We start from the raw sequence: 23,350 nt of genomic DNA on the forward strand, positions 1-23,350 counted from the left end.
CCCCCCCCGTTGTTAGGTATGCCCGTAAGAAATGAAGTGGCTTAATTGCTCGCAGCCCTTGGGGTTACTACGCTCTTAGGGAGGAATTGTTCAACAACGCCACCTGTAAATCTCAAAAATCCTACATATTTTTCTTTAAAATTCCGCTTCCGTTTATTTTGTGACTGAATGGGCGCGTTAGCTAATATTTTTTGTCATCTACTGTGTTTCTGGCTCAGCGATTGGGTTGGCTGGGTTAAAATTTATTGGTAAAAGATCGGATGTCCTATTTCACTTCCATTTTTATTCTTTTTTTTCATTACTTTAAGGGGATTTAGGCTTATGAGGCGATTTTGATAGTATAAAACAATTTACTTAGCGTGCTAACCAAGTATAATAGTTAGCACGCTAAGTAAATGGGAACCATGATGCAAAAAGAATTCGACCATATGAAAGAGCTATCACTGGCAGAACAATTGGGGCGTCTGCATCGCTTATGGCGCACCGCTGTTGACATTGAACTTGCCCCTTTAGAGTTAACTTACCCACGCTGGACAGCCTTATGGAAACTGTGGCGATTAGGCGACAACCTCAGTCAAAAAGTATTAGCCAATGCCTTAGAAATTGAACTGGCCTCTTTAATGCGCACCTTAGCCCAATTAGAACAGCAAGGGCTCATTGAACGCCACTGTTGCCCCCATGATAAACGCGCCAGACTTGTCAATTTGACTCCTGCTGGACTCGATTTAATAACGAAAGTTGAAGTAACAATTATCAATATCCGTAGCCAATTGCTCTTAGGCATAAACGCTGAAGAACTTACTGAGTTTGAAAGAGTAATTAATCTGATTGGTAATAATGCGTTAACCAAATTAGCTAAAATGACAGACAAGTAAGTGAATACAAATATGACACCAGATCAACAATTTTCGCGGCTAACAAAAATTGCCTTAGCAGGCTTTATGCTGGTATTTGGTTACTTTATGTTTGCTGATGCGACTATGCCATTAACGCCGCAGGCTATGGCAACTCGGGTTGTGACTAAGGTTACCCCACAAGTTAATGGCCGCATTAAAACTATTGCTGTCACTAATAACCAAGTTGTTAGCAAGGGTGAATTACTGTTTGAAGTAGATCCTAGACCGTATAAGTTAGCGGTAGATGAAGCGCAGTTGGCTTTAGAGCAAGTCCAGCAAGATAACGCTGAGCTAGATGCCTCTTTGTTAGCGGCGCAAGCTGATGTCAATGCCAGCCAAACCACATCACAACAAAAACGCAGCGAAGCAAAGCGTCTTGATGCACTGTACAAAACTAATGGCGTATCCCAACAGCAACGCGATCAAGCTGACAGCGATGCCGCTGCGGCTGAAGCAAATTTGCTGGCAACCCAAGCCCGTTTAAAGCAATTAGAAGTGAGCCGCGGTGTTTACGGTAACAATAACTTAAAAGTACGTCAGGCCGAAAATCGCTTAGCCCAAGCCAAATTAAACCTGTCTTATACCCAAGTTCATGCGGATCAAGACGGCACAGTTACTAACTTGCAAATCATGGTCGGCGGCTTTGCGGCCATTGGCCAGCCACTGCTGGCTCTTGTTTCTGATGATGTGGATATTATTGCTGATTTTAGAGAAAAGGCATTACGAGATGTCTCAATTTCATCTAAAGCCCTTGTTGCGTTTGACGGTGAACCAGGCCGTTTATATCGCGCCCACGTCAGCAGTATTGATGCTGGGGTTAGCGCCGGACAGTTCGATGCCAATGGCAGTTTAGCGACTCCGCAACAATCTGATCGCTGGGTCCGTGACGCCCAAAGAATGAGATTGCATTTACAATTAGATAATGACGAAGTCATGAGAACATTGCCAACGGGGGCACGGGCGACGGTGCAGATAATGCCAGAAAATAGTTTGCTGAACTTATTAGCTCATGGGCAGATTAAAGCCATCAGTATGCTGCACTATATCTATTAACATCATACATTTGATAGATGCGCTATTTTAAATATATTACAGCGACACAAGGCAACAATCATGTTACTAAGATTTAATCCCATGACAGCCAATGATTTACGTCAATGTCTACGTATTGCCACTGCTGGCACGATTGGCTTTACTGTGTGCAAACTGTTCGGCTTTAGTAACGGGGTGTTTTATACTGTTACCCCTATGGTATTGCTAGGGCTAGCACCTGTGTTCACCGCCCATGTCGCGCGGCAGGTGTTGGCGTCTTCTGTCACAGCTGGATTAGTGGTAGGCGTTATCGGTGGTTTATTTGGTGGCCATCCAGTCTTAATGACCCTGATTATTTTTGGGGTGTTTGTTGGCTTTTTTACCGCCATGACCCGCGGCAGTTTTTTTCTTTATGGTGCCAATAGTTTACTTAATCTGAGCATCATGCTTAATTTTGCCAGTTACCCTGATACTGATCTAAACGGTCTCATCGGCGCTAATCTCGGCGCCACAATACTGGCAATCATTATCGCCTATATCATGGTCTCGTTAATCCCTGATGTTGAACCCAGAAAATTGCAAAAACCACCAGCAAAATCAGTAAATCGAATGCGACATGAAGTATTACTGGGGGCAACTATCGCCACAGCATCTTTTGTCGTGTTCCAGATATTTAATCTGCAAGACTCTATGTCGGCGCAAGCTGCCACAATTTTATTACTTTATCCGATGCATTTTACTGGGGTATTAAATTATGCCCTTAAACGTGCGATAGGTACCTTTCTTGGAGTGACATTCGGTGTGTTAGCCCAGTTGTTTCTCTATGATTGGTCGGGGCTGCTTATCTTAGTAGTGCCGGTTTTATGGTTCGGATTAATGCTATTTAGCCAAGTTCATGTTAAAGAAAACGTCGGCGCTGGGGTTGGCTTTGGAGCGATGACCACGCTGGGGATTTTATTTGGCCAATACCTCACCCCAGGTAGCGATCTGATATATAGTGCACTTTACCGTATTAGCAGTATTTTGGTTGCCATCGTAGCGACTTTATTACTGTGTTACATCATGCACACTTTACTTAACCGATTTGCTGCAACGCGCTTAAGTTATCAGTAATGCTGATAATGATTAATCGAGCATGGAAAAAAACTGCTTGTGACTCAGCATTAGAAACAATAGGGTCATGTCTTGTCTTTTGTCTCTCATAACAATCACCTGATTCCAGTACGGGATCAGGTACTAGTATTTCAATAAAGCAATTGGAGACACCGTTGAAACTTTTTCCTCTTTGCCATACCTGTAGTTATTCATGATTTGCTAATGTTTACTTTTCCGAAACTCATTTCTGCCCAAAGGTATGCTGGCGGTAGCATGTAACGCAAAAATGCCCTCAATGAAATGAGTTCTATTGCTTGAAAGTCGTGCGCCACTGAACCGGCGATACATGAAAAGCAGATTTAAAGTGCTTTCTAAATACACTGTCAGAGCCAAAACCCGCTTGCTCTGCAATTTGAGGTATCGATAGTTTCGTGGTTTCTAATAGACGTTGGCTAAACACCAAACGTCGATTTTGCAGCCATTCACCAAATGTACAACCATAGGTGGATTTAAACTGGCGTGTAAAGGTACGTTTACTTATCGCACAGCGCTCAGCGAGTTCATCTAGTGAATGAGACTGATTGAGACTCTGCTCAACCTGCTCAATCACAAGGTTAATACTTGTCTCTGTGAGGGGTTTTATGTTGACTGGTGCTGGTATGTATTGTTGCTGCCCACCATTACGAGATGGTGCAGTCACCATCTTACGAGCGAGATCATTCGCAAGCTCACTACCACACAAACGGCGCACTATGTGCAGACAGCAATCGAGTGAAGCTGCTACTCCAGCAGAGGTGATGATAGTCTCATGTTCAACAAATAGAGGGTTTGGGTCAAAATTCACCTTAGGAAATTGCTGCTGAAATTGTTCGGTAAATGCCCAGTGGCTTGTGGCTCGTTTGCCATCGAGAACGCCAGCACACGCGAGAACATAAGAACCAAGGCAGAGCCCTACCAGCAACTTCCCTTTATCATGATGATCTATTAACGCCTCTAGAAGTCGCTCACTTGGCTCTGGCAGGTCATTTGGCCAGCTTGGAATAATTATAATATCGGCTTCTTGGGTAGCACTTAGATCGCTATCGACCACCACACCAAATCCAGAGCTTGTTTCAAACCGCAAGCTGTTTTCGCTACAGATCCTCAAGTTAAACCGAACCGGCTGACCGAAAAAGATATCTCGAAACACCAGACAGGGCACAGAGAGATGAAAAGCACTGATGCCTTCAAAGGCTATCATAGTAATTTTAATTAACTCGCTTGATTTGTTCATGAGTGTCTCGATTTGCGCGAACGTTGACTTTCAAGACAGTATCATAAGAAGTCGGAAAGTAGCATACTAAATCGTATAGAGAACATGACTTGTTAGTGAGTTTAGAGAGGCATTATGAAGATCCACCACCTACGTAGCGCAACTTTTCTCATTGAATCTGGCGAAACATTTATCCTTATTGATCCTATGTTGGGGAAAAAAGGCTCTATGCCTCCGTTTTCAGTCATTAAGGCTAAGGCCGCGAAAAATCCAACGGTTGAGATGCCAAGTAATGCCGATGAGCTACTAAACAAGGTTACTCATACCTTCATTACTCACAGTCAAACACTTGGTATCAAGGCATTACAACATGGAGATCACCTAGATCCGGCAGGTGAGACGTTTTTAACAAGTCGTAATATCCCAGTTGCGACACCAGCCAAAGATAAGGCTTACCTAGAAAAATACGACTTAACGGTAAATTGGGGAATTGAAGACTGGCAAACTATCGACTTTTTAGGCGGAAAACTAACTGCGGTTCCTGCTTTACACGGTCATGGTTGGATTCATAAGCTAATGGCAAATGGCGTCGGATTTTTCTTAGAGCTTCCCAATGAACCCTCTATCTATATTAGCGGAGATACGGTTCTAACCGATGATGTAAGACGAGCTTTGAATGAGTTAAAACCCGACATCACAGTGGTGGCAGCAGGCCGTGCTCGTATGGATGTTGGTCAACCGTTATTGATGTCTATTGATGAGGTCATGGAGTTTATTCGCCTTTCCCCTAATAAGGTGGTTGCGAACCATATGGAGGCACTCAATCACTGTGCAGTGACTCGACCAATTCTTAAAGAAGCAATTGATAAAAACGGTTTGTCAGATAAAGTCCTTATTCCTGCTGATGGTGAGACCTTGGAGTTTTAGATACCTGAACTAATCCGGTGACTCCCGATTTAAGTAAATAGTCTAAATGATTTCTGTCCAAAAGCTTCTCGGATTGAATTTTTACCCGTGGCACTTTCTAACTCGAAAGTGCCCCAAAGTTACTTAGAGTAGTTACTCTTTACTAAATAAGTGGGATCAGATTGACTAACATTTTCTAATGTTAGAATCTAATGAATGGCCAGCCTTTTCTCCGCCATTATTTCAAATTCTAGCTACGGTACGTCGCTTTTTATTGTCAATCGATATGTTTCACTTGCTTTTTTTGTAAATAGAGCCCAACAACGCGATAGAGCACACAATTACCATTGGCAAATTAATCAACGCTCCTGGCGCATCCTCAGCAGTCACCACTGGCTTATACATGCCAATCAGTAACCTTCCTGCGTACTCGACAATCATGATGATGTACATCAGTGGAATTAAACTTCGGTAACGAACAGACACTAATAGATAGATAAACGCTATCAGCAACTGCGATAACCCCCACAAAGCAAAGACACCAATAATGGTGGACGCAGCCCCAGAGCTAAACGTGTCTAGCGGGATAGTTGCAATACTTTGCGCACCGCCATCTGCGGCCAGTAAGTGATGCTGACTACGCCATAACGTGACAGCCGTCAGCAAGTAAAACAAATACTGGCTGAGCTTTGCACCCTGATAGCGGTTATCAATGACTTTAGGGAAAATAGATTTAAAAACAGAACTCATTTCGACCTTCCTTTATTGAGTGTCAACAGGATCTTGGTTCAATAACGTCTGCTCCAGCTTAACAACCCATAACCTTAGTATCTTGCGAATTTCTTCTTCTGGATCGAGGATATTGTCAAAACTTTTATCACCTGCAACGATATCAATTGCAGAAAACAGGGGCTCACCAGTTTTACTATCACTTATCAGCACTTCGATTCTGGCGTTGGTAACGTTAGTATGCTCCCCTGTAGTAAGCTTAGACGCATATGAAATCGCTAACCCGATTGGTATTACCGTGCTGGTTGTCGCCAATATCGAGTTTGGTGTCGATACATTACTCAGAGCAAACTGCACTGTTAAGCCACTCTTTTGACTATGATACTCGGGAGCAGACGTGGGTAATTTATAGGCACCTAGAGTATCTTTTGCCTCCAACTCGAGGTAATTAGAAAAAGCTCTCAGCTGAAGCTCGTCAAACTCAGAGCCTTCAACTTCCAATCTCGTTGGGGCAACATAAAAACTAGAATACGTAGAAAATTTGTCTTTTAATGCCCCCTCATCAACGTATTTTTTCGGTATCCATACATAGCGCCATGAGGCTGGGTTATTCGTCGATTGATATTTAAAGTCATTGCTCTTGGAACTCTCTGGTGCTACGCTGCACGCTGTCAGTGTTACCAAAAGTCCCATCCAAATGAGTGATCTCATCCTATATCCAATGTATTACTGTTCAATGTGTTAGCTACTCTAACCTAGCCTCACCTTCGGGTAAGCATATAGGGAACGAATGGCTACAAATCTGGTATGAAATGTCCGTTCTAGAACAGATCATTGAACGTCACTGCACCTTGCCAGTTATATGGCTTCCATGCCCCCAACTGATACGTATCGCAACGACGATTTTATTCAATTCGTGTCCAAATCATGGTTTTCGAGAAAAATCCGGCCGTGACCTCTATTTGCAATGTGCTATCCACAGGCTTGATCTCGGCATCATAGTGTTTCGCTTTCTTAATCGCGTACACTTTTCCTTCATAACCATCTGGTACTTCTACTATGGCCGACAATAATTGCGTGCCTTCCAACTCCGGTTTTGAGGGAGAGCTTGTCACGACTCCCTGCCAACGCCCCGGTTCAATTTGGCTAATTTCAACTTGTGTGGATTTGTTTTCCGCCAGCCATAGACCTTCAATCAAGGTCGAATTGGCAAACGTCGTCATCGACCATAAGGTAAAAAAAAGTGTGACTAGTATTTTCATTTTGAAACCCTTGTTTATTTAATCTCTTTTAAAAAGGGGAACTGACTCCCCCCTTTATTCTTTAACCAACTGAGAGTTGTGTTAAACCTCTACTCGATAGAAGATGCTGTACAGTACAGGAACAAATATCAGCGTCAGTAAAGTAGAGAAAATAAGCCCAGCGATAATGGCAATCGCCATCGTCTGCCACATCGCTCCACCTGTAATTAGCAGCGGTATCATGCCCAGTACCGTCGTCAAGGTAGTGAGAAGTATCGGTTTCATACGCCTCTTACCCGCTGCAATCAACGCATCAATCGCTCGCTTACCAGAGGCCATCTCTATGTCTACTTGCTCTAGTAAAACAATGGCGTTATTAATCACGATCCCCGCCAGCGATATCACGCCCAAGAACGTCATAAAGCCAAAGAAACTATTACCAATATGTAGACCTGCCACCACCCCAACAAACGCGATTGGAATCGTTGAAAGGATGATGATGGGCTTTCTAAATGAGTTAAATTGCGCCACCAGCAAACCAATAATGACAAACAGCGCCAGTGGCAGATTTTCACTGATACTACCCGTCGACTTTTTCGACTTCTCTTCTTCACCGCCAATCTCAAAAAACACGCTGTTTGGCCAAGTTTGAGACTCTACCTCGAGCCAAGGTAAAATCGCATTCAGTCCTTCACTCGCGGTATAGCCGGGCTCCAACTGAGCACCAATGGTGACCGATTTGTAACTATTGCGACGATAGATCTTGGCGTTTTGCCATACGATATCGACGTCGGCAATGTGCGCGAGCGTCACGCTTCCTGCAGGAGTATAGATTGGCAGCGCCAAGATTTGCTCAACATTAAGTTCTTCACGCTCTTCATTAGAAAGCACGATAGGGATACTCAAGATTCCGTCACGAAACTCACTCAAGTTTTTGCCAACCAGTGACGTTTGCAAACTAAGTGCAATGTCTCGGTTATTCACGCCTGCGAGCGCGGCTTTTTGTTGATCAATAACAATACGGATGGTTTTGGTTTTTTGTCCCCAATCGTCACTCACATCCTTGAGGCCATCTATGCTGGCCAATTTCGCCTTGATCTCTTGAGTAATCGCAAAGACCTTATCCTGATCCAAACCATTTAATCGAATTTCAACCGGATTCAGAATCGCCGCACCATTTTCGATAAGCCTTGTGGTCGCGATGGCGTCTGGATGATTCTCGCTGATGTAAGACTCGATACGTTGCATCAGTGCCGGATTATCACGATAGTCGTGGGTGTTGATGACCCAGAATGAGTATTCTGGGCTCGACGTTCGAGAGCTGTGCGGCAAAATATAGCGTGGGCCGCCATAGCCAACATACACAGACCAGTTTTTTATTCCTTGGTTTTTGATACCCAAGTTATCGCTCGTTTTAGCATCCGAAGCGCTCTTAGCTTGCAAGGTAAGTAAATACTGCTCAATGTCAGCGACCATGGCTTGGTTATGCTCAATGGAGGTGCCCATTGGCATCGTCACTTCCATTTTGAAAAAGGTTCGCTCTGATGGCGGGAAGAAGATATTCGGTAACCACTTCATCGCTTGAAAAGCGAACACCGTAGCCAACAGCATCGCCACAACCGTCAACCAGCGAAAACGGATAAGCTTGGTCAGTAATTTCGCATACCACGCGAGTTGGCTAGATGACTCTTCCTTTACCTGTTTGGTAGGCTTTAAAAGCAGTACACAAAGCAATGGGATCATCACCAAGCTCAACAGCCAAGAGGCCAAGAGCGTTATGGTCACAACCACAAACAATGCGCCCGTATACTCCCCCATAGTCGACTTTGCCAAGAAGATCGGCAAGAAAGCGGCGGACGTGGTTAAGGATGACGTTAATAAAGGAAGTTTAAGCTCATTGGCACTCTCAATCGCTGCCGCTTTCTTACTTACTCCTTGGTTAATGCGAACCAGAATATTTTCCGACATCACAATGCCATTATCGACCAACATACCGAGTGCAATAATAAGCGCGGCAAGAGAGATCTGATCCAGACCAACCCCAATTTTAGACATCACCAAAATGCTCAGTAGCATACTGATAGGCACCAGTAGAGACACAATCAACCCTGTTCGCCAGCCTAAAAAGATAAACATGACCAAGCCAACTACTGTCATTGACTGCACTAGACTCGAGACAAACTGATTAACCTTGTCTTCTACTTCCTTAGGCGCAAAATTGACCTTGCTGATCTCCAAGCCAATCGGTAACTGACGAGTGAACTGGTCTACATAAGCGTCGACTTGTTCGCCCAAACGCACATTATTGCCGGTTTCAACCATAGCAATCGCAACGTTCACGGACGGCTTTCCATTGAAGTAGACTGGATTGTTGATAGGAAACTCGTATCCCGATTCAATGGTGACTAGACTGTCCAGCCTCACAGTCTTACCGCTACTGGGTAACGTTACCAAGGTACCTTTGATCTCATCCGGCGTGTTGTAGTTACCACTCGGCTCAATCGGTAAGCGCTCCTGACCAAAAACAACACTGCCACCACTCAAGACAATATTCTGTTTCGACAAAATATCCGCGAGCTGATTGGGTGTTAAGTCATAGGCCGCTAACGCATTGGCATCGAATTTAAGTTTGATTTGCTCTTGCTGTACGCCATGAAGGTCAACCTTAGCCACATCGTCAAGCAAAAACAGTCCACTACGAAGGTCTTCTGCTGTTTGTTTTAGTTCACGATAAGTAAAACCTTCACCGTGAATAGCCAGCACGATGCCATATACATCGCCAAACTCATCGTTAACAACAGGTGCTGAAACACCTTCTGGTAATGTGCTCGCAACGCGGTCTATCTTACGACGCAATTTATCCCAAATAGGTTGTAGCTCAGAGTAGTCCTCTTTGATGGCGACGGTGAGTATCGACACACCATTTTTAGATTGGCTCTTAACAAAGTCCAATTCTGCAAGCTCTAGCACCGCTTTTTCAAGCGGATCCGTCACTAGATCTTCAACCCTCTTTGGACTGGCACCAGGAAACTGAGTAATGACCTGAGCATTTCGAATGGTAAAGCCAGGATCGTACGCTTCTGGGATGGTGTTGTAAGCTTGGATACCCAAAAACGTCAACACCGCAATAACGAGCAGCGTGATGCGGCTGTTGTTTAGAGAAAAGGCAGTCATCGACATTATTTCGTCTCCACTCTTACCTGCTGACCGTCATGAACTTGGCTCACTCCGGCGACGACAACGCGCTCACCTTCCGATAATCCATCGACAATGTTGATGCCTTGCTCACTGACGCCGTCAACGCGCACAATGCGTTTCTCTAACACGTTGCTTGTTGGATGTACCACAAAAACATAATGCTCATCACCATCGCTAAGCACGGTATGACTAGGTAGTACCATCCCATTGCTGACACCAAACGCTTCGGCTTTCACTTTGACTGACGTCCCTGTAAACAATCGGCGCTCAGATGGAGGTTGCAACACTAAGGTAACGTGTAGCTGCTGGCTGCTTTGCTGGCTGACACTAAGCTCATCAACTTTAAGGGGGAATGACTGTGAAAATCCTTCGATTTCTGCGCTTAGCTTCACGGCGTCTGCGGTTTGAATTTTCACAAACTGCGATTGCGGCACCGTAATGGTGATTTTGTATTGTTCAACATCCTGCAACGTGAGGATTTTGGTCGACGAGGTAACTTTCGAGAAGTTGTCAATATAGCGCTGACTTACGATGCCAGAGAAGGGAGCGAGTAAAGAGGTATACTCAACATCCTTTACGCTTCGCTCAAATGCGGCTTGGGCTGAAATATATTGCGATTCCAGCGCATCCAAGTTCGCCTGGCTAATTGCCTTTTTATTGATAAGTGACAGTGCTCGTTCGTACTCTGCTTTCGCTTGTTTTAAAGAAGCCTTACTCGATTTTCTGTTAATAAGCTGTTGGCTACTATCTAGTTGCGCCAGTAACTGTCCTTTTTCTACTTTTTGACCCGATTTGATAGGAAGGTCTGTTAACTCACCTTGGATTCGAAAGTTCATGTCGATGATCTTATTCGCTTCAAGAACCCCGGTAAAATGCCGTACTTGATACTGTTTATGACTAACGACCAGCGTCTTGACCGGTTTAATTGGCGCAGACTTAGCTTGTGGTACCTCATCTTTGCTACACCCAAATAGGCTCAGCGCGACGATCAAGGTAGTCAATCCATTTTTATAACTGTGTGACACTTTCATTTTGTTAACCATTACAACTTCATTTCTAGCCATAGTAATGAGTTGAGCGTGGCGAAAAATGGTAAAATGTACGATTGGGTCTATTTCGGTTATGAGTTGGTCAACAGATAGCGTCGCTTCACTTATACTGTCAGCACCTTGTTCCTAGAGCGTCTATTTTGAAGTCTCCTATTCTAAAAACTTTGTTCTCAAAGTCACTGTTATCCAAGTTGTCGTTCTCACGACAGGATTTGCTGTTGCTGGTTGTATGGCCGCTCATCAACTCTGTGATTCTCTACTCATCACTGTACTACGTGATGATTGCGTTGGATAAGCCACTCTCCTTGGACAAGGCCTTTCGTGCCCTCACAGGCATCTTTTCAATATGTGCACTATTTTGGCTATTCCGACGACTATTTGACGCCAAATTTGGCGCTAATTATCGCCACAGGCTGCCATATCAAATCTTGATAAACTTGGTTTTGGCTTCATTAGCCATTGCCTTTACCTCCGGCGGTCTGCCGGTGGCGCAGACGTTTGATACTGTGACCGTCTTTCAGCTAGTCCGGCTAAAGCTGCTTACTCATTTGAACCTATTACTGCAAGTGACCATCTACACTATGGTTGTTCACAGTTGGCAGCTGAAACAAAAAGCGTTAGAGCTGGAGATGTCATTAAAAGAGTCTGAGATTTCTCTACTGCGCATTCAGACCAATCCGCACTTTCTATTCAACACACTGAACCTGCTACACAGCGAGATCCCAGAACGTCCCGAACTCGCTCAGGAGCTTATTTTTGAACTCAGTGACTTGCTCCGAGGCACTATCGCTATCTCAGACAAAAAGCGAATTTTGCTCAGTGATGAGGTGGAACTGATCGAGCATTATCTAGCCATTCAAAAAGCGCGCTTTACCGAGCGATTGTATTTCTCCATCGATATTGGCAAGGAGAGTCAAACGCTGAAAATCCCGCCTATGCTCATCATGCCTTTAGTCGAAAACGTCATAAAGCATGCACTTAGCAAGACCATTAAGCGCATTCACCTCGATATAAAAACCCGCTACACCGAGGGAGAGCTTTACATTACCGTTTGTAACAGTTGGCCGGAGACCAACACGCCTCAGTTTACAGCTGGCAGTGGTCATCGCAATATTAGCGATACCTTGAATTTAGAATACGACGACGCCAGTTTTTCAATGAACTTTGCCGATGGTACCAGCTGCGCGCAAATCACCATCCGTCATGTTTTTTAAGGAGAAACCGATGGACCGAGTCTTATTAATAGATGATGAGCCCGCAGCGACTCAAGCTTTAAAACGTAGCCTTGCGGCGTTTGAAGAGATTGACGTTATTGGTAGCTACAACGACCCACAAAAAGGCATTGAAGCGATATGCCAACGGATGCCAGACATCGTGTTTATGGACATTGAAATGCCTGGGTTGGATGGCTTTATGGTGGCAAAGGCTACCGAGCATATCCCTTATCACTTGGTGTATGTGACCGCCTATTCAGAGCACGCTCTAAGCGCATTTGAAACCAAAGTCGTGGATTACCTACTAAAACCCGTTCGCCAAACCAGACTTGAGCGCTGCCTTGAAAAGATTAAAGCCCTCCCACCTCTGGTATCACCTGCTGTGGAACAGGAAATTCTAGTCAATGATGGCAAGACAACCTACAGGCTCACCGAGAGCGATATCAGCTACATAGAGAGTATCGGCCGCTACCAACAAGTTAACCTAACAGCCTCGGGACAGAGAAAGTTTCAGCTACAGACGATCGTCACAGAAGAAACCATGACGAACTTTGAAAAAGAGTTGAGCACTGAGCAATTTTTGCGGGTACATCGCAGTTTTATCGTCAATGTGGGTTTGATAACCCAAGTCCAACGTGAGGGTCGAAATACTCTAGTGTCACTGAGCAGAGTGAGTCGGGTTATTCCAGTTGCAAGAACAAAGGTAGACTTGATATTAGATCATTTACGCTAAACCGTACGAATGATACCAATATAACTTGATGGAACCCTGTGCCAAGTAAATAACCAAACGATTTTCAAAGCCATCAAGCCCAATTGTGACGGCATGGAATTACCTTACTCAAAGTAATCCTAAAAAACCTAATTTAGCAAAGTCACTGATACATTTATGTCCAATTGTGTGTTTCACACTTAGAACTCACGATTGGAACTCACGATTGTGAAATCAATCATTCATTGATGATGATTGTTTATTTCATAATAACTTGATGAAAATGGATCGAAGGCTGGTTTTGCAAAGAACTCAGCCATAAACCGCTCAACCTGCAGTATCATTGTCTAGTTACGAACATGAACTTCACCGGATCTGCAATTGGCCGCCGGAACAAGCCTGATTCCGGCGCCCTTAGAGTTAAATCACATATTTTCCTCAGCAAATTCCGCTAGACGAGAGCGAACAACACCATTGAGATATATGTTGGCACTACCTTCGTAGTTCTTAAACTTCTCAATGACATAGGTGAGGCCAGAGGTAACAGGAGACAGATAATTACTATCAATTTGTGAAAGGTTACCGGATATAACAAGCTTGGTACCCTCACCACAACGAGTGATGATGGTTTTGAGTTGTGCTGCAGTTAAGTTTTGTGCCTCATCGACAAGAACGAATGCATGCTGAATCGAACGGCCACGCATAAAGTTTAAAGATTTGAACTGAATGTTCGCCTTATCAACAATATACTGGAGACTTTCATTTGGTAGAGCGTCCCCCTTATGCAAGCTTTCCATCGTGTCAGTTACCGCACCTAACCAAGGCAACATCTTCTCTTCTTCTGTACCCGGCAAGAAACCAATGGACTCTGCAATCTCTGGGGTTGATCGGGTTACGATCACCTTATCCACGATCCCTCGCTCGACCGACTGATCCAAAGCACTGGCTAGGGCTAAGTAGGTTTTCCCCGATCCTGCAGGGCCATTTAAGATAACTAGATCAATTTTAGGGTCGAGAAGTGCATGGAGAGCTATCCCTTGATAGACGTTTTTTGCATGGACCCCCCAAGCATTCTTGTGCAATAACCTTTCCTTACCGAGATCTAGTAATCGATAATGATCGCCATCCCTCCCGACAACCCTAGCAGCAAAGTCTGAATCTTCATCTAACAAATACTGGTTAACGTATAAATCACCTAACTGCTGGCACGGAATATCATGGTAAGTTCGACCATACTCTACAACTGTTTTTACATCTGTAATTTGCTGCCAGAAGTCACCATCAAAGCGCTGATAACCTTTTGATAATAGTTCTATGTCTTCAACTATTTTATCTTTTCGATAGTCTTCTACATGTTTCAAGCCAGCACTTCTGGCTTTAATGCGCATATTTATATCTTTCGTTACCAACACAACTTCTTGTGATTCATGCATTCGCTGTAGACACAAGGCACTATTGATAATGAAATTATCTGGACTATCTAAAGGCATCCAATCGGAGCCTGTTCTTCCGTTTAGTTCTATATAATCTGCAAATATAGATAGAGTTCCATCAGGGCTTGGTCCTTTATGTTCAATCAAAATCCCAGCTTGCACATCCTCAGGGCTTGCACCGTCAACTAAATGCTCAATGGTTTTAATTACAACACGGGCATCCCGCGCTACGTCTTTTTTGCTGTCCTTTATACGATCTAATTCTTCAAGAACAGTCATTGGAATAACAATACGGTGCTCTTCAAATGCATAAACTGCCATTGGGTCATGTAGCAACACATTAGTGTCAAGTACGTAGACTCGCTTCACATCATCACTTAAAACTTTACTCATGCAGCCACCTTCTCAGCTTGAAGACAATCATAAGACTCATTAACAGCCTTAAATCCACAGCCCTCTTTTTGCTTCAAGGTCTGAACGAATTTGGTAGATTTTTCGAACTTGACACCCGTCTTACCACTACCTGCGGCGCCAGTGAGAATCACAAGATCAATATCAGGGTCGAGCAGCGCATCAATCGCCATGCCTTGATAGACGTTCTTTGGTGTGATGTCCCATGCTCTGCGATTCATCAATCTTTCGCGGCTGAGGTCTCTCAGGGTAATGCTTTCCGGCTCAATCTCCTCGACTCGAGCGGCAAAGTCACTTTCTTCGTCAATCACATATTGGTTGAGGAAGGTTGGCTCGAACGGCGCTCTTGCTAAGGTGTGCAGCGTCTTGCCGCCTAAACTTCTGCTCTCGACATTATCGATACCATCCCAAAATGAGCCTTCCAGTTGTTGGAAGCCTTTGGTGAGGTATTGGATATCATCAATCAGTTGGTCAGTTTGATAGTCTTCAACAAAACGTACACCGGCGCCTTTTGCTCGTAAACGCATATTGATGTCTTTGGTGATGAGAACCACTTCGCGTGGTGCGCGTTTATTTTGAAGATAGAGGACAGCGTTGAGGATTCGGTTATCGCCCGCCTTGTCATCGGCAAAGGCTTTGATGCTTTCTTGAAGTTCGTAGTCAGCGAGTATTGAAATACTGCCAGATGCATTTATGTCTTTAGAAAAAGGGATGCCTTCCGATATTTGGTCTGGTGTGGCTTCCCTGAACAGGTCTTCGAGCGTTCGAATCGCAATTCTCGCATCTCGAGCAACGTCTCTTTTACTGTCTTTGATTCTGTCGAGTTCTTCTAGCACTGTCATGGGGATAACGACATCGTGCTCTTGGAAAGAAAATATAGCGAAGGGTTCGTGAAGTAGGATATTGGTGTCTAAAACAAATAGCTTCCGGTTGGTCTCGCCCATAGCATCTCCTTGCCGACGTGCGGCTTGCCTTGCATTCATTGAACGTAGATAAAGCTCATATAAAGATTAGTATCTGATTCTGGTGATAGTCAACTACTCACCTAAACTTCATCTAGAGGAACAGCACCATATCGTTACGAGTGAATATGGTGTATTCGTTTGAGAGCAGCAATCTGCTACCTATAGATTAACCATGAATTTTTGACAGTTTGATTGCACTGGCGAAAACAGAAAAAAAGCATGAAATCATCTCCTTTAGGCGTGACCTAAATCACAGCATCGAGTAAGATTAGCGACCTTTTTCTGCACCATTTTCTCGAGATATTTATTATTGAGAGCGCACTTAAAAAGTGGCTGCAAACTAGACATTTTTGGCTATATTTTTAGTTCAGGAGCGATAACGTTCTTGTTTGAAACTGCAGTTAAGAAGACCAAATTCCAACTATAAGATTGAGGTAGTCGATTCATGACATTTGCTTTGGGGCAACGCTGGATAAGCGATACGGAGAGCGATTTAGGTTTAGGTACCGTTGTAGCAATGGATGCTCGCACAGTGACACTAATGTTTGCAGCGTCAGAAGAAAACCGTGTTTATGCACGTACTGATGCTCCCGTAACCCGAGTAACGTTTAATGTAGGCGATGTCATCGAATGCCAAGAAGGTTGGTCTCTGTCTGTCGAAGAAGTTATCGAAGACAAAGGGCTGCTAACCTACTTAGGTACTCGCGAAGATACCCAAGAAACAGAAGTCACTCTGCGTGAAATCTTCTTAAGCAACCAGATCCGATTTAACAAGCCACAAGATAAACTGTACGCGGGTCAAATCGATCGTATGGATAACTTTGTGTTGCGTTACCGCGCGCTGAGCAACCAGTACCAACAACACAAGAGCCCTATGCGTGGCTTGTGTGGTATGCGTGCTGGCTTAATCCCTCATCAGCTATACATCGCTCATGAAGTGGGTCGTCGTCACGCTCCGCGTGTTTTACTGGCCGATGAAGTTGGCCTAGGTAAAACCATCGAAGCGGGCATGATCATCCACCAACAGGTGCTGTCTGGCCGTGCTGAACGTATTCTTATTGTGGTTCCTGAAACTCTACAACATCAATGGTTAGTAGAGATGATGCGTCGTTTCAATCTGCACTTCTCTATCTTTGACGAAGAGCGTTGTATCGAAGCGTTTGCTGAATCAGACAACCCATTTGATACCCAGCAATACGTTTTGTGTTCTTTGGACTTCCTACGTAAGAGCCGCAAGCGCTACGAGCAAGCTCTTGAAGGCGAGTGGGACTTGTTGGTTGTCGATGAAGCGCACCACCTTGAGTGGAGCCAAGACAAACCAAGCCGTGAATACCAAGTGGTTGAAGGCTTAGCGGAAAATACGTCTGGTGTGCTACTACTAACAGCAACGCCTGAACAGCTTGGTCGTGAGAGCCACTTTGCACGTCTGCGTCTGCTTGATCCTGATCGCTTCTACGATTACGAAGCATTCGTTGAAGAAGAAGACCAATACGCACCGGTTGCTGATGCAGTAACGGCTCTGTTCTCTGGAGTGAAGCTTGAAAACAGCGCGAAGAACCAGATTACGGAACTGCTTTCTGAGCAAGATGTTGAGCCTCTATTCCGCGTTATCGAAGGTGATAGCAGCGAAGAAGAGCAAGCGTTAGCTCGCCAAGAATTGATTGATAACCTTATGGATCGCCATGGTACTGGCCGTGTTCTTTTCAGAAACACACGTGCTGCAATCAAAGGCTTCCCTAAGCGTAATGTAAACCTACTGCCGATGGAGATTCCAACGCAGTACACAACCTCAATGCGTGTATCTGGCATGATCGGTGGCAAAATGGCTCCCGAAGCTCGTGCAATGAAGATGCTGTATCCAGAAGAGATCTTCCAAGAGTTTGAAGGTGAAGATTCAAGCTGGTGGCAGTTCGACTCACGTGTTAACTGGTTGATTGAAAAGATCCAAGACAAGCGCAGCGAGAAAATCCTAGTGATCGCCTCTCGTGCAAGTACGGCTCTTCAATTAGAGCAAGCACTGCGTGAGCGTGAAGGTGTGCGTGCAACCGTATTCCACGAAGGCATGTCGATTCTAGAGCGTGATAAAGCTGCGGCTTACTTTGCTCAAGAAGAGGGCGGCGCTCAGGTTCTTATCTGTAGTGAAATCGGCTCTGAAGGTCGTAACTTCCAGTTCGCTAACCAACTTGTGATGTTCGATCTTCCATTCAACCCAGACTTGCTTGAGCAACGTATTGGCCGTTTGGACCGTATCGGTCAGCTGCGTGATATCGACATTCATGTTCCTTACCTAAAAGGCACATCACAGGCGATCCTTGCGCGTTGGTTCGATGAAGGTCTGAATGCATTTGCGGAAACTTGTCCAACGGGTCGCACGGTTTACGATAAGTACTCAGATGTTCTTATCGAGATGCTGGCTTCTGGTAACACTGAGCAACTTGATGAAGTGATTGAAGAGTCTGCCAAGCTAAATCAAAGCCTGAAATCAGATCTAGAAAAAGGCCGTGATCGCCTATTAGAAATGCACTCAAACGGCGGCGACAAAGCGCATGAAATTGCAGAGAAGATTGCCTCGACTGACGGCGACACTAACCTAGTAACGTTTGCACTAAGCCTGTTCGATACGATTGGCTTGAACCAAGACGACAAGGGTGAGAATGCTCTGGTTGTAACGCCGTCTGAGCACATGATGGTGCCAAGCTACCCAGGCTTACCATACGAAGGCGCAACCATCACGTTTGATCGTGATACTGCGCTTTCTCGTGAAGACATGAACTTCATTAGCTGGGAACACCCAATGATTCAGGGCGGTATCGATCTGCTACTGAGTGAAGGTGTTGGTGCATCAGCGGTATCACTACTGAAAAACAAAGCGCTGCCAGTGGGTACTATCCTGCTTGAGCTGGTTTACCTTGTGGATGCGCAAGCGCCGAAACGCAGCGGTATCAGCCAGTTCTTGCCTAAGACGCCAATTCGTTTGATGATGGATGGCCGTGGTAATGACTTATCAGCTCAGGTTGAGTTCGACAGCTTTAACCGTCAATTAAGCCCTGTAAACCGTCACCTAGCGAGCAAGCTAGTTAACTCGGTACAAGGTGAAATTCACAAGCTAATCGAAGCGGGTGAGACGCACGTACTTCCTAAAGTGGAAGAAGTGCGTGAACAAGCTCAACGAGATATGCAGACTAACCTGAACGGTGAATTAGAGCGTCTACAAGCGCTTAAAGCCGTGAATCCTAATATTCGTGATGAAGAGCTAGAGGTAATCGAAGCTCAAATCAATGAACTGACCGGTTACATCAGCAAAGCTCAGGTTCAGCTAGATTCATTACGCTTGATTGTGGTTTCTCACAACTAGTTTTGAATTAGCGAAATGCTTCAACGAAATAAGGCCTTCATTATGAAGGCCTTATTTGTATCTGTAGCTTAATTAACAATTCAAGTAGCTGGTTACATTAACCACTTCCACCAAACAAATACCGCTAGGAAACCAAATAGGTAAACAAGACCTGCTACAGACAACCATTTTAGTTTGCTGCCAATGGCTAGCGCTTCTGGAAGCTTAGCTTTGTTGACCAAGATGAAATTAAGCAGAGCGAAGAATGGCGTTGTTGCAAACGCGAGTACCATTGCGAAATCGAGCATAGGCATCAGTGCTGCGCTAAAGAACATCACAATCGCGAGTGCCGCGATAGAGACAATGATTATCCAGCCTTGCAGCATTCTTGGGCTTGAATCTTTTTTGAATAATAGACGTTGTGATTCAGCAAGCACGCGTGAGTAGCCATCGATAACGGTAATGGTGCTACCAAAGATACAGAAGAAAGCGATAAGAGCGATTAACGGGCGAGACCATTCACCAATTGTCGAAGCGTAGATGCCGACCAATTGATGAGTAAAGCCAACACCGGAGCGAGACAGTTCAACTCCCGAACCGTGAAGTACTAGCGCGCCTAACGCAACGAATACTAAAGCAAGCAGCGCCGTACCAATGTAGCCAACGTTAAAGTCGAACAGCGCTGATTGTGCGGTCACTTCCTGCTTCTCTTTTTGGCTTTTTAGCCACATAGAGGTGATGCTTGATATTTCGATAGGCGCAGGCATCCAACCCATGGTCACCACGATAAAACCAATAGCAGCCAATGACCAAGGCGACGGTGGAACAAAAGCAGCATCAGGTTCGACTGGAGAGCCGATAGCAATGGCGACTGCAGCTAAGGTTGTGATGGTTAAGATCGCCATGATCGCTTTAGATAGTGTATCTAGAGCACGATAATGGCCAGCAAACAGAATGATCAAACAGGTCGCTAAAACGATCATGCACAAGGTGCTAGTGGCTAAATCGAAAGGAACAAAGTAACTGAGTAGGCTTGCACTGAATAATAGCAGGGCAGCGGTATTCACGACCGCAGATATGGCACTCAAGATCGAAAAGATCACAAGGTATGGGCGGCCTAGGTTAGAGTAACCTTCCACCAAGCTTTGACCCGTTCCTAGCGTGTATTGGATGCCGGCTCTGAAGAATGGATATTTAAATACGTTAACGAGGATAATGAGAGCGGCAAGCTGCCAACCATAAATCGCACCCGCCTTGGTTGAGGCGACTAAGTGAGAACCACCTACAGCCGCTGCGGCCATCATAACGCCTGGGCCAAGAGACTTAATTAAACTTGATAGGGGAGCTGAGGTTGGTGTTTTTGTGTTGGTGGTTTTAACCGTACTGTCCATCGTTTTTCCTTTGATGCTGACTTCTTATTATCCGTTACCCTATCAATACCATGTTTTGTAAAGTCGTCAACTTTTATGTACGAAAATGTTGAAAGTTGTATTTATTTATAAACGAATCAACCGTAAATTATTTATTCACTAGCAATTAAGAGGCTTCAATGGCGTTAGAACAGTACACACCACCGCGTGAACCGTGGATTGATATTGTTTATCAAGATGACGATATTCTTGTGGTGAACAAGCCTGCAGGCCTGCTTTCTGTTCCGGGTAGGTTACCTGAGCATTACGACAGCATGTGGAGTCGGTTAGTTGTCGAATTTCCAGAGATTCAAGTCGTTCATCGATTGGACATGTCGACCTCAGGCTTGATGCTGCTCGCTAAACACAAACAAGCTGAGCGTCATTTGAAGAAGCAATTTCAATATCGACTGACACACAAACTCTATTACGCCCGAGTATGGGGTTCAGTAGAAGAAGCAGAAGGTTTGATTGACCTCCCTCTTATTTGCGATTGGCCAAACCGGCCGAAGCAAAAAGTGTGTTTCGAGGATGGTAAATCATCACAGACTCGTTATGTGGTAGAACAGCAAGAACTCCAAACGACTTTACTTAAGTTACTGCCAATTACCGGGCGTTCTCACCAATTGAGAGTGCATTGCATGGAAATAGGCGCACCGATTGTGGGCGATGAGTTTTACGCAACATCAGAAGCATTTGAATACAGTGATAGGTTGGCTTTGCATGCGTGTGAGCTGAGCTTTTATCATCCAGCGAATAATCAATTGTTTAAAGCCTTTGTTCCCTGTGACTTTTATCCTCAAGCATCGCCACAAATCGAACAGCACTTTGAAATTGCGCTTGAGCTTCCAGACTACAGTAAGCTAAAAGCTTAGAATGGACTGATTCATAGATCTAACCAAGGAAGAAGAATGCCAACGCTGAATGTTGTGTTTCTCGATAGAGCGACTATCCCATCTCAAATTCATTTAAAGCCTCTGAGCTTTGAGCATGAATGGGTAGAGTATGATTTCACAGCTCCTGAGCAAGTATCAGAGCGAGTTGAAGAAGCTGATGTGGTGATCACTAACAAGGTAGTGCTCAATGAGTCGAATCTCGCTGGTGCGAAAAAACTCAAGTTGATCGCGGTTTCAGCGACCGGTGTCAATAATGTCGATGTGGAATACTGCAAATCTAAAAACATTGCAGTGACAAACGTACAAGGTTATGCGACTCAATCGGTTCCTGAACATGTGATTGCTATGCTGTTTACGCTAAAACGAAACCTTGTTGGTTATCATCAAGACATTGAAGTCGGGGAGTGGCAAAAGGACAAGCAGTTCTGTTTTTTTACACATCCGATTCAAGATATGGCTGGCAGCACATTGGGCTTAATCGGTAGTGGCAGCTTAGGCCAAGCGACTGCGATACTGGCTAAAGCGATAGGTATGAAGGTGATTTTTGCTGAGCGAAAAGGGGCGGAGTCTTGTCGAGAGGGGTATCTGCCTTTTGATACAGTGTTGCAGCAAGCCGATGCGATCAGCTTGCATTGTCCATTGACTGAAGCGACCCAAAATCTGATTTCAGAGCGAGAGCTCACAATGATGAAATCGAGCGCGGTATTAATTAATGCCGGGCGCGGAGGTCTAGTAGATGAACAAGCCCTAGTTGAGGCTTTGAAAAAACATGAGATTGCAGGCGCAGGTATGGATGTGTTTACACAAGAGCCAGCCGACAACTCAAATCCACTATTGGCTAATAGCCACTTACCGAACTTATTACTCACTCCACATGTGGCGTGGGGCAGTGACAGTTCAATTCAAAAACTGTCTGATATCTTAATCGATAATATTGATGGGTTTGTTGAGGGTAATCCGCAGAACTTAGTGAGTTGATTAAAGAATTAAATGGTGCGAACGCAAAACAAAAAAGGTTGGCCTGTAGGCCAACCTTTTTAGATTGTGTGTCGATTAAATGACTTAACCTTGCGGTTTAACCACCAATACATTGATTGGTGAGTTCTGTACTACTTTGCTTGCAACCGAGCCAAGTACCACTTTGTCGATTTTTGAACGCTTATGGCTAGGCATCACGATAAGGTCGGCGCCAAGCTTTTCTGCGTAATCAAGAATCGTCGCGTAGGTTTTACCCTCAGCAACATGAACTTTGTAAACCACTTCATCGTCGATGTGTTTGTCGGCAAACTCTTTCAGCTGATTTTTAACATCAAGCTTCATTTGGTTCGCTGCATCTTTCGGGAAGTAAGACGCCACCATCGACATGTGAATGCCTGGTAGTACGTTCAGAATGTGGATTTCAGCATTGCTGTGTTTTGCGTGCCATACCGCCAGTTCGACTGCCTTATCAGAAAAGCCTTTGTCATTAAGATCAACAGGAACAAGGATTTGTTTATACATGTATTCGTCTCTTTTTAATCAGCGCTAAGCTTTCACTTAGCACTGTAATTATCCTTTCCATGTAATAAAGCCAAATAG

Annotated in this window: 18 protein-coding genes and 1 pseudogene; 9 read left to right on the forward strand and 10 right to left on the reverse strand. The window is 44.6% G+C overall.

What is annotated here, in order from left to right; genetic code table 11:
* Nucleotides 1-407 precede the first annotated feature (407 nt).
* Genes slyA through AB4585_RS05590 form a run of 3 tightly spaced genes read left to right on the forward strand, consistent with a single transcriptional unit; the run spans nucleotide 408 to nucleotide 3,041 of the window.
* Nucleotides 408-875 (forward strand): transcriptional regulator SlyA, encoded by a 468-nt coding sequence (gene slyA, locus AB4585_RS05580; RefSeq protein WP_017059069.1) that lies wholly within the window; start codon nucleotides 408-410, stop codon nucleotides 873-875.
* Between the two features lie 12 nt (nucleotides 876-887).
* Nucleotides 888-1,949: an HlyD family secretion protein gene (locus AB4585_RS05585; RefSeq protein ID WP_017059068.1), complete on the forward strand. Its 1,062-nt coding sequence runs from the start codon at nucleotides 888-890 to the stop codon at nucleotides 1,947-1,949.
* 60 nt (nucleotides 1,950-2,009) lie between these two features.
* The gene (locus AB4585_RS05590) at nucleotides 2,010-3,041 is read left to right on the forward strand and encodes a DUF2955 domain-containing protein (RefSeq protein ID WP_017059067.1); all 1,032 of its coding nucleotides are present in this window, start codon (nucleotides 2,010-2,012) and stop codon (nucleotides 3,039-3,041) included.
* Nucleotides 3,042-3,330: 289 nt separating this feature from the next.
* Here the strand turns inward: AB4585_RS05590 and AB4585_RS05595 are convergent, their stop codons facing one another.
* Nucleotides 3,331-4,296, reverse strand: coding sequence for a GlxA family transcriptional regulator (locus AB4585_RS05595; RefSeq protein ID WP_372124137.1), 966 nt, complete (start codon nucleotides 4,294-4,296; stop codon nucleotides 3,331-3,333).
* 114 nt (nucleotides 4,297-4,410) lie between these two features.
* Between AB4585_RS05595 and AB4585_RS05600 the strand changes: the two genes are divergently transcribed.
* Nucleotides 4,411-5,202 carry an MBL fold metallo-hydrolase gene (locus AB4585_RS05600; RefSeq protein ID WP_372169413.1) on the forward strand — a complete coding sequence of 264 codons (792 nt, stop codon included), beginning with the start codon at nucleotides 4,411-4,413 and terminating at the stop codon, nucleotides 5,200-5,202.
* 270 nt (nucleotides 5,203-5,472) lie between these two features.
* Here the strand turns inward: AB4585_RS05600 and AB4585_RS05605 are convergent, their stop codons facing one another.
* The 5 genes from AB4585_RS05605 to AB4585_RS05625 all read right to left on the reverse strand — a co-directional run bounded on the left by AB4585_RS05605 (nucleotide 5,473) and on the right by AB4585_RS05625 (nucleotide 11,392).
* Entirely contained in the window at nucleotides 5,473-5,931 is a 459-nt protein-coding gene (locus AB4585_RS05605; protein WP_372169414.1) for a hypothetical protein, read from the reverse strand.
* A gap of 12 nt (nucleotides 5,932-5,943) precedes the next feature.
* Complete coding sequence (locus AB4585_RS05610; protein ID WP_372155077.1) at nucleotides 5,944-6,621, reverse strand: DUF3313 family protein; 678 nt, start codon at nucleotides 6,619-6,621, stop codon at nucleotides 5,944-5,946.
* Between the two features lie 194 nt (nucleotides 6,622-6,815).
* Nucleotides 6,816-7,172 carry a DUF2147 domain-containing protein gene (locus tag AB4585_RS05615; RefSeq protein WP_372155075.1) on the reverse strand — a complete coding sequence of 119 codons (357 nt, stop codon included), beginning with the start codon at nucleotides 7,170-7,172 and terminating at the stop codon, nucleotides 6,816-6,818.
* A gap of 81 nt (nucleotides 7,173-7,253) precedes the next feature.
* Complete coding sequence (locus tag AB4585_RS05620) at nucleotides 7,254-10,331, reverse strand: efflux RND transporter permease subunit (RefSeq protein ID WP_372155073.1); 3,078 nt, start codon at nucleotides 10,329-10,331, stop codon at nucleotides 7,254-7,256.
* Nucleotides 10,331-11,392, reverse strand: coding sequence for an efflux RND transporter periplasmic adaptor subunit (locus AB4585_RS05625; protein ID WP_372169415.1), 1,062 nt, complete (start codon nucleotides 11,390-11,392; stop codon nucleotides 10,331-10,333). The genes AB4585_RS05620 and AB4585_RS05625 overlap by 1 nt, the downstream gene beginning before the upstream one ends.
* Nucleotides 11,393-11,616: 224 nt before the next feature.
* Between AB4585_RS05625 and AB4585_RS05630 the strand changes: the two genes are divergently transcribed.
* Entirely contained in the window at nucleotides 11,617-12,612 is a 996-nt protein-coding gene (locus AB4585_RS05630) for a sensor histidine kinase (RefSeq protein ID WP_372155069.1), read from the forward strand.
* 10 nt (nucleotides 12,613-12,622) lie between these two features.
* Nucleotides 12,623-13,345 (forward strand): LytR/AlgR family response regulator transcription factor, encoded by a 723-nt coding sequence (locus AB4585_RS05635; RefSeq protein WP_372155067.1) that lies wholly within the window; start codon nucleotides 12,623-12,625, stop codon nucleotides 13,343-13,345.
* 404 nt (nucleotides 13,346-13,749) lie between these two features.
* On the opposite strand, the gene AB4585_RS05640 is transcribed toward AB4585_RS05635, so the two are convergent.
* Nucleotides 13,750-15,150 (reverse strand): PhoH family protein, encoded by a 1,401-nt coding sequence (locus AB4585_RS05640; protein WP_017068799.1) that lies wholly within the window; start codon nucleotides 15,148-15,150, stop codon nucleotides 13,750-13,752.
* A 65-nt stretch (nucleotides 15,151-15,215) separates the two neighbouring features.
* Nucleotides 15,216-16,112, reverse strand: a pseudogene (locus tag AB4585_RS05645) (PIN domain-containing protein); the annotation flags it as partial.
* Nucleotides 16,113-16,578: 466 nt separating this feature from the next.
* Here AB4585_RS05645 and rapA point away from each other — a divergent pair.
* Nucleotides 16,579-19,488, forward strand: a complete 2,910-nt coding sequence (gene rapA, locus AB4585_RS05650) for an RNA polymerase-associated protein RapA (RefSeq protein WP_017062952.1) — start codon at nucleotides 16,579-16,581, stop codon at nucleotides 19,486-19,488.
* Nucleotides 19,489-19,580: 92 nt separating this feature from the next.
* Here the strand turns inward: rapA and AB4585_RS05655 are convergent, their stop codons facing one another.
* Nucleotides 19,581-20,858, reverse strand: a complete 1,278-nt coding sequence (locus AB4585_RS05655; protein WP_065584686.1) for an NRAMP family divalent metal transporter — start codon at nucleotides 20,856-20,858, stop codon at nucleotides 19,581-19,583.
* Nucleotides 20,859-21,016: 158 nt separating this feature from the next.
* On the opposite strand from AB4585_RS05655, the gene rluA reads away from it, so the two are divergent.
* Both rluA and AB4585_RS05665 read left to right on the forward strand, forming a co-directional pair.
* A complete protein-coding gene (gene rluA / locus AB4585_RS05660) occupies nucleotides 21,017-21,751 on the forward strand; it encodes a bifunctional tRNA pseudouridine(32) synthase/23S rRNA pseudouridine(746) synthase RluA (RefSeq protein WP_136973949.1) in 735 nt (244 codons plus the stop codon).
* 36 nt (nucleotides 21,752-21,787) lie between these two features.
* Nucleotides 21,788-22,750, forward strand: a complete 963-nt coding sequence (locus tag AB4585_RS05665; protein ID WP_372169416.1) for a D-2-hydroxyacid dehydrogenase — start codon at nucleotides 21,788-21,790, stop codon at nucleotides 22,748-22,750.
* Nucleotides 22,751-22,834: 84 nt separating this feature from the next.
* Here the strand turns inward: AB4585_RS05665 and AB4585_RS05670 are convergent, their stop codons facing one another.
* Nucleotides 22,835-23,272 carry a universal stress protein gene (locus AB4585_RS05670; protein ID WP_004740830.1) on the reverse strand — a complete coding sequence of 146 codons (438 nt, stop codon included), beginning with the start codon at nucleotides 23,270-23,272 and terminating at the stop codon, nucleotides 22,835-22,837.
* Nucleotides 23,273-23,350 lie beyond the last annotated feature (78 nt).

It is taken from the genome of Vibrio sp. 10N.222.49.C9 (genome assembly GCF_041474985.1).
GTDB classification, from domain to species: domain Bacteria; phylum Pseudomonadota; class Gammaproteobacteria; order Enterobacterales; family Vibrionaceae; genus Vibrio; species Vibrio crassostreae_C.

Excerpts from the sequence above, each read along its gene's own strand:
- slyA (WP_017059069.1), top strand. The coding sequence starts at position 408 with ATGCAAAAAGAATTCGACCATATGAAAGAGCTATCACTGGCAGAACAA.
- AB4585_RS05585 (WP_017059068.1), top strand. The coding sequence starts at position 888 with ATGACACCAGATCAACAATTTTCGCGGCTAACAAAAATTGCCTTAGCA.
- AB4585_RS05590 (WP_017059067.1), top strand. The coding sequence starts at position 2,010 with ATGTTACTAAGATTTAATCCCATGACAGCCAATGATTTACGTCAATGT.
- AB4585_RS05595 (WP_372124137.1), bottom strand. The coding sequence starts at position 4,296 with ATGAACAAATCAAGCGAGTTAATTAAAATTACTATGATAGCCTTTGAA.
- AB4585_RS05600 (WP_372169413.1), top strand. The coding sequence starts at position 4,411 with ATGAAGATCCACCACCTACGTAGCGCAACTTTTCTCATTGAATCTGGC.
- AB4585_RS05605 (WP_372169414.1), bottom strand. The coding sequence starts at position 5,931 with ATGAGTTCTGTTTTTAAATCTATTTTCCCTAAAGTCATTGATAACCGC.
- AB4585_RS05610 (WP_372155077.1), bottom strand. The coding sequence starts at position 6,621 with ATGAGATCACTCATTTGGATGGGACTTTTGGTAACACTGACAGCGTGC.
- AB4585_RS05615 (WP_372155075.1), bottom strand. The coding sequence starts at position 7,172 with ATGAAAATACTAGTCACACTTTTTTTTACCTTATGGTCGATGACGACG.
- AB4585_RS05620 (WP_372155073.1), bottom strand. The coding sequence starts at position 10,331 with ATGTCGATGACTGCCTTTTCTCTAAACAACAGCCGCATCACGCTGCTC.
- AB4585_RS05625 (WP_372169415.1), bottom strand. The coding sequence starts at position 11,392 with ATGGTTAACAAAATGAAAGTGTCACACAGTTATAAAAATGGATTGACT.
- AB4585_RS05635 (WP_372155067.1), top strand. The coding sequence starts at position 12,623 with ATGGACCGAGTCTTATTAATAGATGATGAGCCCGCAGCGACTCAAGCT.
- AB4585_RS05640 (WP_017068799.1), bottom strand. The coding sequence starts at position 15,150 with ATGAGTAAAGTTTTAAGTGATGATGTGAAGCGAGTCTACGTACTTGAC.
- rapA (WP_017062952.1), top strand. The coding sequence starts at position 16,579 with ATGACATTTGCTTTGGGGCAACGCTGGATAAGCGATACGGAGAGCGAT.
- AB4585_RS05655 (WP_065584686.1), bottom strand. The coding sequence starts at position 20,858 with ATGGACAGTACGGTTAAAACCACCAACACAAAAACACCAACCTCAGCT.
- rluA (WP_136973949.1), top strand. The coding sequence starts at position 21,017 with ATGGCGTTAGAACAGTACACACCACCGCGTGAACCGTGGATTGATATT.
- AB4585_RS05665 (WP_372169416.1), top strand. The coding sequence starts at position 21,788 with ATGCCAACGCTGAATGTTGTGTTTCTCGATAGAGCGACTATCCCATCT.
- AB4585_RS05670 (WP_004740830.1), bottom strand. The coding sequence starts at position 23,272 with ATGTATAAACAAATCCTTGTTCCTGTTGATCTTAATGACAAAGGCTTT.